General features: G+C 69.3%; 11 protein-coding genes. 5 read left to right on the top strand and 6 right to left on the bottom strand.

Annotated features, from left to right (window positions below; genetic code table 11):
- Positions 1-129: 129 nt before the first annotated feature.
- Together CEK29_RS03790 and CEK29_RS03795 are read right to left on the bottom strand one after the other, a co-directional pair.
- Positions 130-1,746, bottom strand: coding sequence for an ATP-binding protein (locus tag CEK29_RS03790; protein WP_094857371.1), 1,617 nt, complete (start codon positions 1,744-1,746; stop codon positions 130-132).
- A gap of 174 nt (positions 1,747-1,920) precedes the next feature.
- A complete protein-coding gene (locus CEK29_RS03795) occupies positions 1,921-3,150 on the bottom strand; it encodes an MFS transporter (RefSeq protein WP_094857372.1) in 1,230 nt (409 codons plus the stop codon).
- A 101-nt stretch (positions 3,151-3,251) separates the two neighbouring features.
- Between CEK29_RS03795 and CEK29_RS03800 the strand changes: the two genes are divergently transcribed.
- The 5 genes from CEK29_RS03800 (at position 3,252) to CEK29_RS03820 (ending at position 10,551) form a co-directional block, all read left to right on the top strand.
- A complete protein-coding gene (locus tag CEK29_RS03800; protein WP_094857373.1) occupies positions 3,252-4,217 on the top strand; it encodes a LysR family transcriptional regulator in 966 nt (321 codons plus the stop codon).
- Between the two features lie 326 nt (positions 4,218-4,543).
- Positions 4,544-6,655: a TonB-dependent siderophore receptor gene (locus CEK29_RS03805; RefSeq protein WP_094857569.1), complete on the top strand. Its 2,112-nt coding sequence runs from the start codon at positions 4,544-4,546 to the stop codon at positions 6,653-6,655.
- Positions 6,656-6,947: 292 nt separating this feature from the next.
- Positions 6,948-8,360: an APC family permease gene (locus CEK29_RS03810; RefSeq protein WP_094803748.1), complete on the top strand. Its 1,413-nt coding sequence runs from the start codon at positions 6,948-6,950 to the stop codon at positions 8,358-8,360.
- 71 nt (positions 8,361-8,431) lie between these two features.
- The gene (gene nadE / locus CEK29_RS03815; protein WP_094857374.1) at positions 8,432-9,268 is read left to right on the top strand and encodes an ammonia-dependent NAD(+) synthetase; all 837 of its coding nucleotides are present in this window, start codon (positions 8,432-8,434) and stop codon (positions 9,266-9,268) included.
- A 212-nt stretch (positions 9,269-9,480) separates the two neighbouring features.
- The gene (locus tag CEK29_RS03820; RefSeq protein WP_094857375.1) at positions 9,481-10,551 is read left to right on the top strand and encodes a LacI family DNA-binding transcriptional regulator; all 1,071 of its coding nucleotides are present in this window, start codon (positions 9,481-9,483) and stop codon (positions 10,549-10,551) included.
- 10 nt (positions 10,552-10,561) lie between these two features.
- Here CEK29_RS03820 and CEK29_RS03825 read toward each other — a convergent pair whose 3' ends face one another.
- The 4 genes from CEK29_RS03825 to CEK29_RS03840 form a co-directional block, all read right to left on the bottom strand.
- Positions 10,562-11,635, bottom strand: a complete 1,074-nt coding sequence (locus CEK29_RS03825) for a lactonase family protein (protein WP_094857376.1) — start codon at positions 11,633-11,635, stop codon at positions 10,562-10,564.
- 115 nt (positions 11,636-11,750) lie between these two features.
- Complete coding sequence (locus tag CEK29_RS03830; RefSeq protein WP_094803740.1) at positions 11,751-12,233, bottom strand: GlcG/HbpS family heme-binding protein; 483 nt, start codon at positions 12,231-12,233, stop codon at positions 11,751-11,753.
- 88 nt (positions 12,234-12,321) lie between these two features.
- Positions 12,322-12,966, bottom strand: a complete 645-nt coding sequence (locus CEK29_RS03835; RefSeq protein WP_432759258.1) for a response regulator transcription factor — start codon at positions 12,964-12,966, stop codon at positions 12,322-12,324.
- Positions 12,963-14,402 carry a sensor histidine kinase gene (locus tag CEK29_RS03840; protein ID WP_255176066.1) on the bottom strand — a complete coding sequence of 480 codons (1,440 nt, stop codon included), beginning with the start codon at positions 14,400-14,402 and terminating at the stop codon, positions 12,963-12,965. Before CEK29_RS03840 ends, CEK29_RS03835 begins: the two co-directional genes overlap by 4 nt.
- Positions 14,403-14,463 lie beyond the last annotated feature (61 nt).

Here is a 14,463-nt window from a genome sequence, read left to right on the forward strand (position 1 = left end):
CGGTCACGCGATGTGTCGGGGCGGCCGCTTTGTTACGGTTTTGAGAGGCATTCGCTGGCGTAGAAACATCGTGTGACGCGCTACGCGGCGCTGCGCAGTATACGTGAGCGCCAGAGCATCACTCTACCGTCACCCGGGCAGCCCGCAGGCCAGGCGGCAGATACGTGCGACCAGGTCGTCGAAGTCGAAGGGTTTGCTGACCAGTTCCACGCCCTGCTCACGTTCGATATCGCTGAGGGCTTCCTCGCCATAACCGCTGATATACAGCACGGGCAGACCCGGTCGCAGACGGCTGGCCGCCGCGGCCACGTCGCGCCCGCTCATCCGGCCCGGCAGGCCCAGGTCGGTGACCAGAAGCTCGATGGGTGTGGTGCTGCTGAGCTGCACGAGGGCATCGGGGCCGTCGACGGCTTCGATGACGCGCAGGCCCAGGTCGCGCAACACTTCGGCGACCAGCGAGCGCACGGCGGCCTCGTCGTCCACCAGCAGAATCGTCTCGCCGTGCCCCGCGACAGGCCCGAGCCGCGCTTCGACCGGCGCGGGTGACGCGACCTCGTCGGGAAGCACGAAGCGGGGCAGGTACAGCACGACCTCCGTGCCCGCGCCCGGCTGCGAGTGCACCCGGATGTAGCCCAGCGACTCCCGCATGAAGCGATGGAGGATCGACATGCCGAGCCCGGTGCCGCGGCCCGGGGCCTTGGTCGTGAAAAACGGTTCGAAAATGCGCGCCACCGTGTCGGGCGCCATGCCGCAGCCGGAGTCGGTCACGCCGAATTCGAGATAGTCGCCCGGGAGCGCACCGATCACGGCGGCCGGCGTGCCGTCCAGATGCACGTTGCGCGTGCGCACGCGCAGATCGCCGCCGTCGGGCATGGCATCACGCGAATTGAGGCAGAGATTGAGCAGCGCGTTTTCGAGTTGGTGCGGATCCACCAGGGTGGTCCAGGGCGCCGGCGCGAGTTGCAGTTGCAGCGCGATCGAGGGGCCGATGCTGCGTGTGATGAGCTCGGCCATGCCCGCGATCAGATGGTTCGGATCGGTCGGGCGCGGCGCCAGGGTCTGTGGCCGCGAAAAGGCCAGCAGCCGGTGCGTGAGGGTCGACGCCCGCTTGATGCCGCTCTGCGCGATCTCGATGTAGCGCTCGACGTTGGCGGTGTTGTCGCGCGCGAGGCGCATCCCGATCAGATCGAGGCTGCCCGCCACGCTGGACAGCAGGTTGTTGAAATCGTGCGCCAGGCCGCCGGCAAGCTGGCCGACCGCGTCCATCTTTTGACTCTGCAGCAGGATGTCTTCGGCCTCGCGCAGGCTGCGCGCCTGTTCGCGTTCGGCGGCGACGCGCTTGGTGGTCTCGATCACGGTGTCCAGCATGCCCACGACCCGGCCGTGCTCGTCGCGCACCGGGCTGTAGCAGAAGGTGAACGCCGCGTCCTCCTCCATGCCATTGCGTTCGATGCGCAGCGGAAAGTCTTCGATGAAGGTCGGCTCACCGGCCAGGGCGCGGTCCGCAATCGGACCGATGATGTGCCAGGCCTCCTGCCAGACCTCGCTGAACGGGCGGCCCATGGCTTCGGGCTTTTGCCCGAGGATGGGGCGAAACGCCTCGTTGTAGATCGTGATGAGCTGGGAGCCCCATGTGAGGCAGCAGGGGAAGGCCGAGGCGGACACCATCTGGGCCGCGATGCGCAGCGAATTCGGCCAGCCGTCGATCGGGCCCAGCGGCGTGGCGGCCCAATCGTGATCCCGCATGCGCGGCGTCAGGGTGGGCTGTCCCCGCGAAGCGTCTCCCGGAGTCGACGCTCCGGAAGGCGTGCGCGCAATATCTGCGGAATGCGGCATGAGGTGCTGGCGGCCTGCGGTGACGGGGTAGCTGATTCTGTTCCCTTATACACCGCAGGTCTCGGGCTCCACCATCAGGCGGAATCAGGATGCCCGTTGCGGCGCGAAGCGCAACGCCAGGGCGCCGAGCGCGGCCAGCATGGCCAGCGCGGTCACGCCGGTCCAGCCCGCGTGGGTTAGCGCCAGGCTGCCCAGCGCCGCGCCCACCGCCATGCCGATGAACATGCTGACCATCAACACTGCGTTGAGGCGGCTGCGGGCGGCCGGATCCAGGCCATACACGATGCTCTGATGCGCGATCAGGGTCACCTGGACGCCCAGGTCGAAACCGAGCGCGGCCACGGCCAGCAGCACCAGGCCGGCGCTGGGCGACAGCGCGGGCAGCGCGAACATGGTGGCGAAGGACACGGCGGTCAGGGCGGCGCCGATCCGCGTGACCAGCACCGGGCCGCGACGGTCGGCTAGACGGCCGGCCAGCGGCGCGGCCAGGGCACCGGCGGCGCCGGCGAGCCCGAACGCGCCCGCTGCGCCGGCGCCCAGATGGAACGGCGCATCGTGCAGCATCACGGCCAGCGTCGACCAGAAGGCGCTGAAGCCGATCGACAGCATGCCTTGCGCGAGGGCCGCGCGGCGCAGCCGCGGGTACATGCGCCACAGCGAGGCCAGCGAACGCAGCAGCGCGCCGTAGGGCAGTTTCGAGGTGGGGGCGAAGCTCGGCAGGCCGCGCCACAGCGCCGCGCCCAGCAGCGCCACGCTCAGCGCGGCGGCGAAGAACATGCTGCGCCAGCCGAAATGCTCCGCCACGAAGCCGCTCACCACGCGCGAGAGCAGGATGCCAAGCAGCAGGCCGGTCATGACCACGCCCACGGTCTTGCCGCGTACCGCTTCGGGCGCCAGCGTGGCGGCTGCCGGCACGATGTCCTGGGCCAGCGTGGCCGACAGCCCCACCACGAAGCTCGCCGCCAGCAGCATGCCGATGCCGGGCGCTGCGCCGCTGGCCAGCAGGGCGGCGACCAGCAGGCCGCTCTTGATCAGGATGATGCGCTTGCGGTCGTAGCGGTCGCCCAGCGGTGCGAGCAGCAGGATGCCGGCGGCGTAGCCGAGCTGGGTCAGCGTGGGCATCCAGCCGAGCGCGCCGGCGCTGGCCTGAATGTCGCTGCCCAGGATGCCGAGCATCGGCTGGCTGTAATAGATAGAGGCGACGGCCAGGCCCGCGCCGATGGCCAGCAGCAGGAGCAGGGTGGCCGGCATGGGCCGGCTGTCGCCGGCCGGCAGTGGCACGGCCGTCGTATGCGTTTGTTGAATGGTGGACATGATGGGATACCCCGGTGTGCAAGAGTGACGAACCGGATTTTGCGCCGCACCAATGGCGTTGTGTAGACGCTATTGGGGTAGATGGGTTATACGTTTGGAGTATGGCAACACCTCCCAAGACCCGTTCCGATACCGCGCTCGACGCCCCGGGCGGCGCCGATCGCATGATGCTGATCGAGACCTTCGTGCGCATCGTCGAGGCCGGCAGCCTGTCGGCCGCCGCGCAGCAGCTGGGCAGTACGCAACCCACGATCAGCAGGCGGCTGCAGTCGCTCGAGCGCTCGCTGGGCGTGCGGCTGCTGCAGCGCTCCACGCACGGCATGAACCTCACCGAAGACGGTGTGCGCTGCTATGACCGCGCCAAGGATCTGATCGCCAGCTGGCAGTCGTTCGAGAGCACGGTGCGCGGCGCCAACGACGAGCCCGTGGGCACGCTGCGCGTGGTCGCGCCGCATGCTTTCGGCCAGCGTCAGTTCATCAAGCCGCTCGCCGAGTATCTGAAACGCTATCCCCGCATGAGCGTCGATTGGTCGCTGCATGACCGGTCGCCCGATTTCATCGCCGACGGCATCGATTGCGCGATTCAGGTCGGGCTGCCGCCCGATCCCGACGTGGTCGCGCTGCGGCTGGGCGAGGTGCCCCGCATCGTGGTGGCGGCGCCCGAACTGCTGGCCGGGCGGCCGGTGCCTTGCCAGCCGCATGAGCTGGGCGGTTTGCCGTGGGTGGCGCTACGCATGTTCTACCGCGACGAGGTGACGCTCACGCATGTGGCGTCCGGCGACACCGTGACCTTCCCGATCGCGCCTCGCCTCTCCACCGACGGCCTCTACGCGGCGCGCACCGCCGCTCTGCTGGGCGTGGGCGCGGGCATCGTGTCGGCCTGGGCGGTCGCCGACGAGCTGGCCGAAGGCAGGCTCGTACAGCTGGCGCCCGAATGGCGCGCCGCGCCGCTGGCGGTGCATCTCGTCTATCCGCCCGCGCGCTTCTATCCGGCGCGGCTGCGCCGTTTCATCGAGATCATGCGCGAGGGGGCGTCGGAGGCCCTTCGGGACCCCTTGGAAAAATGAAGTTGGCCCCCACGCTGCGCGCGCGTGATGTTGGCCCCCACGCTGCACGCGCTTCGCGCGCTTGCTGCCCCTCGAGGGGGCTCGCCCGCCTTGGGGCGGCCCGGCGGCGGGCGGCTGCCCCCACGCTGCACGCGCGGGGCGCCCGCGGCTGGCCACCGTTGCATGTACGCGACGCGCGGTGTTTCCGTTTGCTAATCTAATTGCGAATGATTTGTAGTAAGAATACGATCGCGCCGATTCCATTCGATTGATCCGGAGCGCGCGTGGCCTTTTCTCGTCTGTCCTTCCAACCGTCCGCCGGTTCGCCGTGCGGTGTGCGTCGTTCCCTGCCGGCGCGTACGGCGCTGGCCCTGGCCCTCGCCGCGGGGTTCGCGGGGCAGGCGGCCGCGCAGAATGACGTGCGCCAGCTGCCCTCGGTGACGGTGACCGCGACGCCGCAGGCCGAGGACACGCTCGTCAAGCTCAATACGCCGGTCAACAGCGGCGCGCTGGGCAGCCGCACGCAGCTCGAGACGCCGTTCTCCAGCACGGTGGTGAGCAATGTGCAGCTCGAAGACGCGAACCCGGCCAAGCTCGGCGACGTGTTCTTCAACGACGCCTCCGTCTCCGACAACAGCGCCAGCTACGGCGCCTTCGCCAGCTATCTGACGGTGCGCGGCCTGCCGCTCGATTGGCAGAACTCGTATCGCATCGACGGCAATCCCTTCCTCAGTTACGTCACGACGCTGCCGTACGAGCAGTTCGACCAGATCGAGCTGCGCAAGGGCGCCTCCGGCTTCATGTACGGCTTCGGTTCGCCGGGCGGCCTGATCAATTACGTGACCAAGAAGCCCACCGATACGCCGGTGCGCAGCATCGACCTGGGCTACACCAGCAAGGGCATCCTGCGCGAGCATGCCGACATCGGCGGCCGGCTGGGTGACAGCGGCGCGTTCGGGTATCGCCTGAACGCCACGCACGAAGAGGGCAATACCTACAACAACGGCTCGATCTATCGCACCTCGGTGTCCGTGGCGCTGGACGCGCGGCTGACCGACAAGCTGACCTGGGGCTTCCAGTCGATCTACCAGGATCGCAAGGCGACGGGCATCGAGCCCGCCATCACGACGCGGAGCCTGGCGAGCGGCGGCCTGCCGTCGCCGGTGCGCAACGACGACAGCAAGCTCGTGGGCGGCGGCAGCGTTGCCGACAACGATTTCCGCTACTACGCCACCGGGCTGAAGTACCAGTTCAACGACGACTGGTCGGCCCGCGCGGTGTACAGCTACAGCACCTCGGAGACGCGCCGCAACGAGTCGGTGCTGCGTCTGCTGGATCAGGCCGGCAACTACGAGAACGATCGCTCCGACTACGGCGAAGCCTACGCGTTCAACAACTGGACCGGCATGGTCCAGGGCAAGTTCGCGACCGGCGCGCTCACGCACGACGTCGTGCTCGGCGCCAGCTGGCAGAAACAGAAGAACGATTACTCGTCGAACGGCTTCTACGGCCTGGTCGGCAGCGGCAACCTGCATCGCCAGAATCCCTACGACTACTACGGCGTCGACGATATGCATCTGTATCGCGCCGCCGAGATCACCCAGAAGTCGGTGTTCGCCAGCGACACCATCGACCTCACGCACGGCTGGTCGTTCCTGGGCGGGGCGCGGCTGACGAACTACACGCAGCGCGGCTTCGGCGTCGATGGTGCGACCACGCAGGATTACGAGAAGAACGGCGTGGTCACGCCGACCCTGGCGCTGATGTACAAGGTCACGCCGCGCACCATGGTCTATGGCAGCTACATCGAGTCGCTCGAGCCCGGCACGGTGGTCGGCAATTTCTACGCCAACCAGGGCGAGGTGACCAAGCCGCTCAAAAGCCGTCAGTACGAGCTCGGGATCAAGACCGATCAGGATGGCTGGGCCGCCACCGCGGCGCTGTTCCGCATCGAGAAGAAGGCGGAGATCGATCAGGAGACGGGGGCGGCGCTGCCCACGCTCGTCCAGGACGGCAAATCGATTTACCAGGGCCTGGAACTCGGCGCCTCCACGCGGCTGGGCACGAACTGGAATCTGGGCGGCAGCCTGATGCTGCTGGACTCGGAGTACAAGCGCGCGGCGGCCAACGTGGGCAATCGGGTGGCGGGCGCGCCGAAGTTCATCGCCGCGGCCCAGGTGGCCTACAGCGTGCCCCAGGTGCAGGGTCTCAAGCTGCGCGCCGACGTGAAGTACACCGGCGCCACCATGCTCGACGCCGGCAACGACGTCGAGGTGGACAACTACACGCTGGTGAACATCGGCGCGACCTACGACACGCGGATCGCCGGCTACGACACCACCTGGCGCGCCGGCATCAACAACCTGTTCGACAAAAAGTACTGGCTATATCAATCGGCCAACTACGTGAAGGCGGGCGATCCGCGCACGTATATGGTCAGCGCCACGCTGCGCTTCTGAGCACCCGCGTCCGGCTTGATCCCGGCGAGCACGCGGCGTATGGTGAACAGGCAGTTGGCGCAGGAAGAATGGCCGGGTGCTCGCAGGTTTGCGACCACGCGCCAACGCCTTTTTGCGCGTTGGCGCAAGCGCTGCCCGGGCTGCCGCCACAAGCGGTAGCACTTCCAATGCCCGGCCAACAACTTAGACAGACTGTTGCATTCGCATTTGTAACTCAGCAACGCTTACCCCATAGACTTTTCCCACAGACCGCATCCAAGCGGTCGATACCAGGTTTCAGTGGAGAAGCGAAATGGCACATAACAACTCAATACAGACCGCCGCCCCTGCCAGCGGCGACGCGCCGCTCAAGCGCGTGATGGGACCCAAACTGCTGTTGCTGTTCATCGTGGGCGACATTCTCGGTACCGGCGTGTATGCGCTCACGGGCCAGGTGGCCGCCGAGGTCGGTGGCGCGGCCTGGCTGCCGTTTCTGGTGGCCTTCGGCGTGGCGCTGCTGACGGCGCTGTCGTACCTCGAGCTGGTCACGAAGTATCCCAAGGCCGCCGGCGCCGCGCTCTACGTGCACAAGGCGTTCGGCGTGCACTTCCTCACGTTCATCGTGTGTTTCACCGTCATGTGTTCGGGCCTGACCTCCGCGGCCACGGCGTCGCAGGCGTTCGCGGCCAATCTCTTTGCCGCCTTCGGCATGGAAGCCGAGAAGTGGTGGATCACCTTGGGCGCGCTCGGCTTCATGACGCTGGTGATGCTGATCAACTTCCGCGGCGCTTCCGAGAGCGTGAAGGCCAACGTGGTGCTCACGGTCATCGAGCTCACCGGTCTACTCATGGTGATCGTGCTGGGCTTCTACGCCATGTCGAACGGCCAGGCCGATTTCTCGCGCGTCGTGGCCTTCGAGACGCCCGAAGACAAGAGCGTGTTCCTGGCCGTGACCTCGGCCACCGCGCTGGCCTTCTTCGCCATGGTCGGGTTCGAAGACTCGGTCAACATGGCGGAAGAGACGCACGAACCCAACCGCATCTTCCCCAAAGTGATGCTGACGGGTCTGGGCATCACCGCGGTGATCTATGTGCTGGTGTCGATCTGCGCCGTGGCGCTGGTGCCGGTGGGCGAGCTGGCCAAGACCTCGACCCCGCTGGTGCTGGTGGTCAAGACCGCCGCGCCGGGCCTGCCCACCGAGTACATCATGCCGGTGATCTCGATGTTCGCCGTGGCCAACTCCGCGCTCATCAACATGATGATGGCGAGCCGTCTGCTCTACGGCATGTCGCGTCAGGGCGTACTGCCGTCGTTCCTCGCGCACGTGCACAAGCGCAACCAGACGCCCTGGACCGCCATCCTGTTCACCACCGCGATGGCCTTCGCGCTCATCATTCTGGTGTCGCTGAGCGACTCCGAAGCCATCCGCGCGCTGGGTGGCACGACGGCGCTGCTGCTGCTCGGCGTGTTCGCCTTCGTGAACGTGGCGGTGCTGGTGCTGCGCCGCCAGACCGTCAAGCACGAGCATTTCCGTATCAACCGTGCCGTGCCCATCGCGGGCGCCGCGTTCTGCCTGTTCCTGGTGCTCCCGGTCACTGGCCGCGACGTGATCCAGTATCAGGTGGCGGGCTGGCTGCTGCTGTTGGGCGTGGTACTTTGGGGTGTCACCTGGCTGGCCCACCGCAACAAGAAGATGCGGCTCGATCCGGCCGAAATCGAAACCTGAGAGGCGGCGCCGCCGCACTGACCGACGATGGCGTGGCGCAGGCCGCGCCATCGCGTTTTCCGGAGCAAGGCATGACACTGCAAGCGCAACAACATCAGATCGGCGCCGAGCTCGGCGTCGCCGCGCACTTCGACCCGGCCACCGAGATCGAGCGGCGCGTGGCCTTCCTGGCGGACTATCTCGTCAACACCGGCCTGCGCGCCTACGTGCTCGGCATCAGCGGCGGCGTGGATTCGCTGGTGGCCGGCCGGCTGGCGCAGCTCGCCGTGCAGCGGGTGCGCGAACGCGGCCACGACGCGACATTCATCGCGGTGCGTCTGCCCTATGGCAATCAGCGTGACGAGGCCGAGGCCGCGCGCGCGCTCGAATTCATTGCGCCCGACGAGTCGCTGCGCGTGGACATCGCGGGTCCGGTGGATGCGCAGCGCGAGGCATTGCGGGCCGCCGGCCTGCAATACCGCGACGAGGCCCAGGAAGACTTCGTGATCGGCAACGTCAAGGCGCGCCAGCGCATGATCGTGCAGTACGCGATCGCCGGCGCGCGGGGCGGCATCGTGATCGGCACCGACCACGCGGCCGAGGCGCTGATGGGCTTCTTCACGAAGTTCGGCGACGGAGCGGCCGACGTCGTGCCGCTCTCGGGACTCACCAAGCGCCGCGTGCGCGCGGTGGGCGCGGCGCTCGGCGCGCCCCAGGACCTCGTCATGAAGGTCCCGACCGCCGACCTCGAAACCCTCTCCCCGGGCCGCCCCGACGAAGACGCGTTCGGCATCACCTATGCCCAGATCGACGACTTCCTCGAAGGCAACGCGGTCGAGCAGGACGTGGCCGAACGGCTGGTTCAGGTCTACGCGAACACGGCGCACAAGCGCGCGCTGCCGGTGGCCCCGGCGTCGGATCCCGTCTGATCGGGCGCGCGGCGGCGGCTGCGGCGACGAGCGTCGCCGGGCCGCGGCAGGCCGCGCGCGGCCGACCCGATCCGCGCGACACGCGGACGATGCGCCGCGCGGCCGCACCGTGGCCATTTGCACGGTCCGCGCTGTAGTCGATTGCGCGCGCAACTGTTAGACTGCGGCCCCATCGGGGCGTCCGCAGCGGCGCCCGCTTCCTTTTGCACGAGATGAAAAACAGCAGAGGTAGTGGCTCCGTGACGGTCGACCACGTGGCCGCGCATGCGGGCGTGTCGATCAAGACGGTATCGCGCGTACTCAACAACGAAGCCAACATCAGCGCCAGGACGCGCGAACGGGTGCAGGCCTCGATGGCCGAGCTCAAGTATCACCCCAACCCTTCGGCACGACGCCTGGCGAGCAAGCGCTCGGACCTCATCGTGCTGCTCTACGACGATCCCAACGACAGCCATCTGGTGCAGCTGCAGCACGGCGCGCTCGATGCGTGCCGCCGCAGCTTCCACAGCCTGTTGCTGCATCCCGTCGATTATCGCTCGCCGACCCTGGCCGACGATGTGCTGCAGCTGGTGCGCCAACGTGCCTGCGCCGGCCTCGTGCTGACGGCGCCCGTATGCGATGTGCCGGCACTGGTGCGCGCGCTCGACGCGAGCGATGTGCCGTTCGCGCGGCTCGCACCCTTTACGCCGAGCGCCCGTGGCCACGCCGTGCGTGCGCCGGACCGCCTCGCCGCGCAGGCCATGACCGCGCATCTGCTCGGGCTGGGCCACCGGCGCATCGGCTTCGTGCGGGGCCACACCGACCATGGCGTCATGCACGAAAGGCTTCATGGCTATCGCGATGCGTTGGACGACGCGGGCGTGGCGGCGGACGAGTCCCTGATCGAGGCGGGGTCGAACACCTTCGAGTCCGGGGTGCAGGCCGGCCGCCGGCTGCTGGCCCGGGCGGCACGGCCCAGCGCCATTTTCGCGAGCAACGACGAGATGGCGGCGGGCGTGCTGTACGCCGCGCACGCGCTGGGCATCGACGTGCCCGCGGCGCTGTCCGTGGCGGGTTGCGACGACACGCCGATATCGCGCCAGACCTGGCCCGCGCTCTCGAGCGTGCGGCTGCCGGTGCGCGAAATGGCGCGCGCGGCCGTGGAGCAGCTCGTCGCGCGGGGCGCGCCGGTGCCGGCGGCCCGGCTCGACTACGCGCTGGTGCCGCGCGAATCCACCGCGCCCGCGGCGGCGCGGCGCTCGAGCCCGCCGGCCAGGACGTTCGCCGACGCGCTCGACGCTTAGGCTCGGGCGCTCAGCGCGAGGCGGGCAAGGGGCAGAGGCAGGCGGGCGAGGCCAGGTCGAGGCTTGCGCCCGCGCGCAGCTCGCCCTCGGCCCCCACCGCATGGACGACGATGCGATCGTCGTCCTGCAAGCCCGCCAGCAGAAACCGGCCATCCGGCGTGAGGGCGATATCGCGGGGCGTGCGGCCACCGGCGTCGTACCAGCGCGGCGCACCCGGCAGGCCGTCCTTGTCCAGAGGCCAGCACACGATCGTGTCGGCGCCCCGCACGCTGGCGTAGAGCCAGCGGCCGCCGGGGTGCAGACGCAGCGCGGCCGCCAGCGCCGATCCCTGCGCTGGTGCGGCGCCGTTCTTCCTGTCATTCGTGCCCGGCAAGGCCGGCACCGAGGCCAGCGCCTGTGCGCTCTCGCCGGCGAGGTCGTGCACCGCCAGGGTATTGTCCAGCTCGTTGATCACGTACAGCCGGGTTCCGTTCACGACCGCATGCCGCGGCCCGGCGCCGGGCGTCACCGCATACGCACGGCGCGGTGCGCCGTCGCCGTCGAGCGCGTGATGCGTGACGCGATCCGCGCCCAGATCGCAGGCCACGATGCCATCGCCCGCCGGGATCGCGCAATGCAGATGCGCCGCCTCCTGGCGGCTGCGTTCGGGGCCGCTGCCCAGCGCCTGATACTGCCAGGCGGGGCCGGCGGGCATGCCGTCAGCGTCGAGCCGCAGGCACAGCAGCTCGCCCGAGCCGTAATGCGAAATGCACAGCCGCCGCGCGGGGGCATGCAGCGAGACATGGCAGGGATCGGCGCCCGCCAGCGGCAAGCGTTGCAGCAGACGGGGCGCCGCTGCGCCGGCGTCGAGCGCATAGACGCCGAGTTCGGCGTCGCGGGCGCGTTCGCTCACGGCATAGAGCCGCGTGCCGGTGGGGTCGGCGCAGAGATAGGACGGGTTGGCGAGGCTGCCCTCGTGGCCGAGCGCGTGGGGCACGCCGTCACTGTCGATGGCGATCAGATGAATGCCGAGCCCGTGTCCCGCCACATGGGCGAGGTGCTGGGTATAGGTGCCCACGGCGAGGCGATGCGTGGCGGTCGTCATGGCGTCTCCGGAAGGGTCCGCGCGCGCCGCCTGCGGCAGCCGGGGCGGGGCGCACGATACGAGTGTGCCCCTTCAGCATGCCGCATGCCATAGCCCCGCGGGGCGGGCCGCCCGATTACTTGAAGCGCGCGGCGTTGTCCTGCAGCGCGGTATCGGCGCATTGCGCGTCGAAATGTCCGCCCGGGGCACCGGCCACGCCGATCGCGCCGATCACCGCGTCGCCCGCCTTGACCGGCACGCCGCCGCCCAGCAACAGGAAGCCGGGAATGTCGGTGAGGTTGGCCGCGCCGGGGTTCTTCTGCGCGTTCTCCATCATGGCGAGCGTGGGCGCCTTGGCCGAGGCCGAGGTGAACGCCTTGGCGCGGCTGGCTTCCACGGTGTGCGAGCCCGCGTTGTCTGCGCGCGACAGCGCCTTCAGCACGCCGGCGCGGTCCACCACCGCGGCGCTGACGTTGTAGCCCTTGGCCTGGCAGGCAGCGACGGCGGCGTCGGCAATGTGGCGGGCGTCTTCGAGCGAGATGTTTTTCTCGGTGAGTACGGCGGCGTGAGCGGTGCCGGAGAGCGCCAGGGCGGCGAGCAACAGAGAGCGTTTGAGCATGGAATTCGTCCTTGAAGAAAGAGATTCCAGCTTAGGCAAGCGGCCTCGAGGCCGGTATTCGCCCGGCTACGGATGGGCCTCCGTAGCGCTACGGAGGCGGCGCGGCGCCGTCGTCCAGCAAGAGCGCATATTGCCGGATCAGATGCGCCAGCGTGCTCACCTCGAGCTTGCCGAACACATTGGCGCGATAGGTCTCGACCGTGCGCGGCGAGAGCGCGAGGGCGCGCGCGATTTCCTTGTTGGCCCAGCCCTGCACGACATGCCGCGCCACCTCGTGCTCGCGGGACGAGAGGCGCTCGAGCCGTGCGCGCGCGGCCTGTGTCACGGCGGCGCGCTCGCGGCTGGCGACGTGGCCGCGCACGGCGGCCTGCACCGCATCCAGAAAGACGTCGTCGTCGACCGGCTTCTGCAGGAACTCGATCGCGCCGCCCTTGAACGCCCGGCGGCAGAGATCGACGTTGGCATGGCCGGTGAGCATGACCACGGGCAGATCGCAGTGCTCGGCCAGCCGTGCCAGCACATCGAGGCCGCTGATGCCCGGCATGCGGATATCGAGCACGACGCAGCCGATCGCCTGTGTCAGCGGCTGGGCCAGGAACGCCAGCGGATCCGCGTGGCTGCTGCTGCGCAGACCGACGCTGCGCAGCAGCAGCGCGAGCGCGTCGCGTACCGCGTCATCGTCGTCCACCAGATACACGACCGGGGCGAGGGGAGGGCTGGTATCGGGAATCAAGCGGCGCGCTCCAGGGGCAGGCTGAGTGTGAAGCAGGCGCCGCCTTCGGGCAGATTGCGGGCCTGCATGCGGCCGTCCATCGAGCCCGCGAGCGTGTCGCACAGGGTCAGCCCGAGGCCCATGCCGCTGTCGCGCGTGGTGTAGAAGGGCTCGAACAGGTGCGGCAGATGCTCCGGCGCGATGCCCGGACCGTTGTCGCTCACGCTGAAGTGGTAGTAGCCGTTTTCGCTGTGACCTCGGACGCGGATCCGGCGCGGCCCCGGCACGGCGGCGAGCGCGGTCAGGGCGTTGTTGACCAGGTTGTGCAGGATCTGCTCGACCGCCACCGGATCGCCGAGCGGCCGCGCGGCCGGGCTGTCGTTGGTCCAGTTCAGGGCCACTTCGTGCCGCGCCAGCTCGGGCTCGCTCAGAAAGCACAGGCTGGCCACGAGCGCGTCGGGCGCCAGCGGCACCCGCGTGGCGGCGTTGCCCGGGCCCACCATCGCGCGCAGGCGCTCGATGATGTCGGCCGCGCGCCGGGCCTGCTGCGCGCTCGCCCGCAGCGCCTGACGCACGGCGGGCAGTTCGTCGGGATCGTCGAGCAGGCGCTCGGCGGCGCGGTTCTGCGCCAGGATGGCCGTGAGCGGCTGGTTCAGCTCGTGCGCGATGCCGGCCGCCATTTCGCCCAGCGTGTTCAGCCGGGCCAGCGCGGCCATGCGGGCCTGTTCGGCCTGGCGCCGCGCCTGGCGCCGGCTGTGCTGCCAGTAGCGCGCGGCCGCCACGATGAGCCCGCTGGCGCCGAGCCAGACCGCCCATTCGAACCACGGCCAGTCGGCGGGCGCGAGGCGCCGCTGCGCCTGCATCAGGAAGGGCTGACTGGCCGAGCCCAGCGGCTTGCTCACCTGCAGCAGCGGCCCGATCGAGGAGGGCGCGCCGGGAGCGGTGTACAGCACCAGATCCGGTTCGTGCACGTCGAGCGTGAGGCGGCCCAGGGCGGGCGCGACGTCGGCGGTGGGCAACAGCCGGCGGGCGTCGATCCGCATGCTCCAGGACGACGGGGCCACCAGCCAATACTGCGCCGCGTCGATCGGCAAGGTCACGGCATGGCCGCGGGCGCGGGCTTGTGCCAGGGCCTGCCTCAGCCCGTCGGGCTCGGGCTCGCTGCCCTGCCAGCCTTGCGGCGAGAGCCAGCCGAGCGCCAGCAGCTCGGCGAGCGCCGGTTGCAGGCTCGGCAGGAGGCGGTCGGGCGCGGGCGGATGCGAGAGCGCCGCGAGGGTCGCGAGCACGGCCTCGTGCTGCACGGCTTTCTGGCTGAGCAGGCGATGGGCGATGCTGGCACCCTGGGCGAAGCGGTCGCGCTGCGCCACGTAGTCCTGGCGCGCCAGCCACAGGATGCCGGCCAGGTAGAGCAGCGCCCACGCACCGGCCGTGCGCCAGCGGATAGAGGGGAGGGTCACGATGGGGCCATTATCGCAGGCCCATCCCGCCGGGCGCCTCCGTAGCGCTACGGAGGCGGCT

The sequence above is a fragment of the Bordetella genomosp. 5 genome (assembly GCF_002261475.1).
Lineage (GTDB): Bacteria > Pseudomonadota > Gammaproteobacteria > Burkholderiales > Burkholderiaceae_B > Bordetella.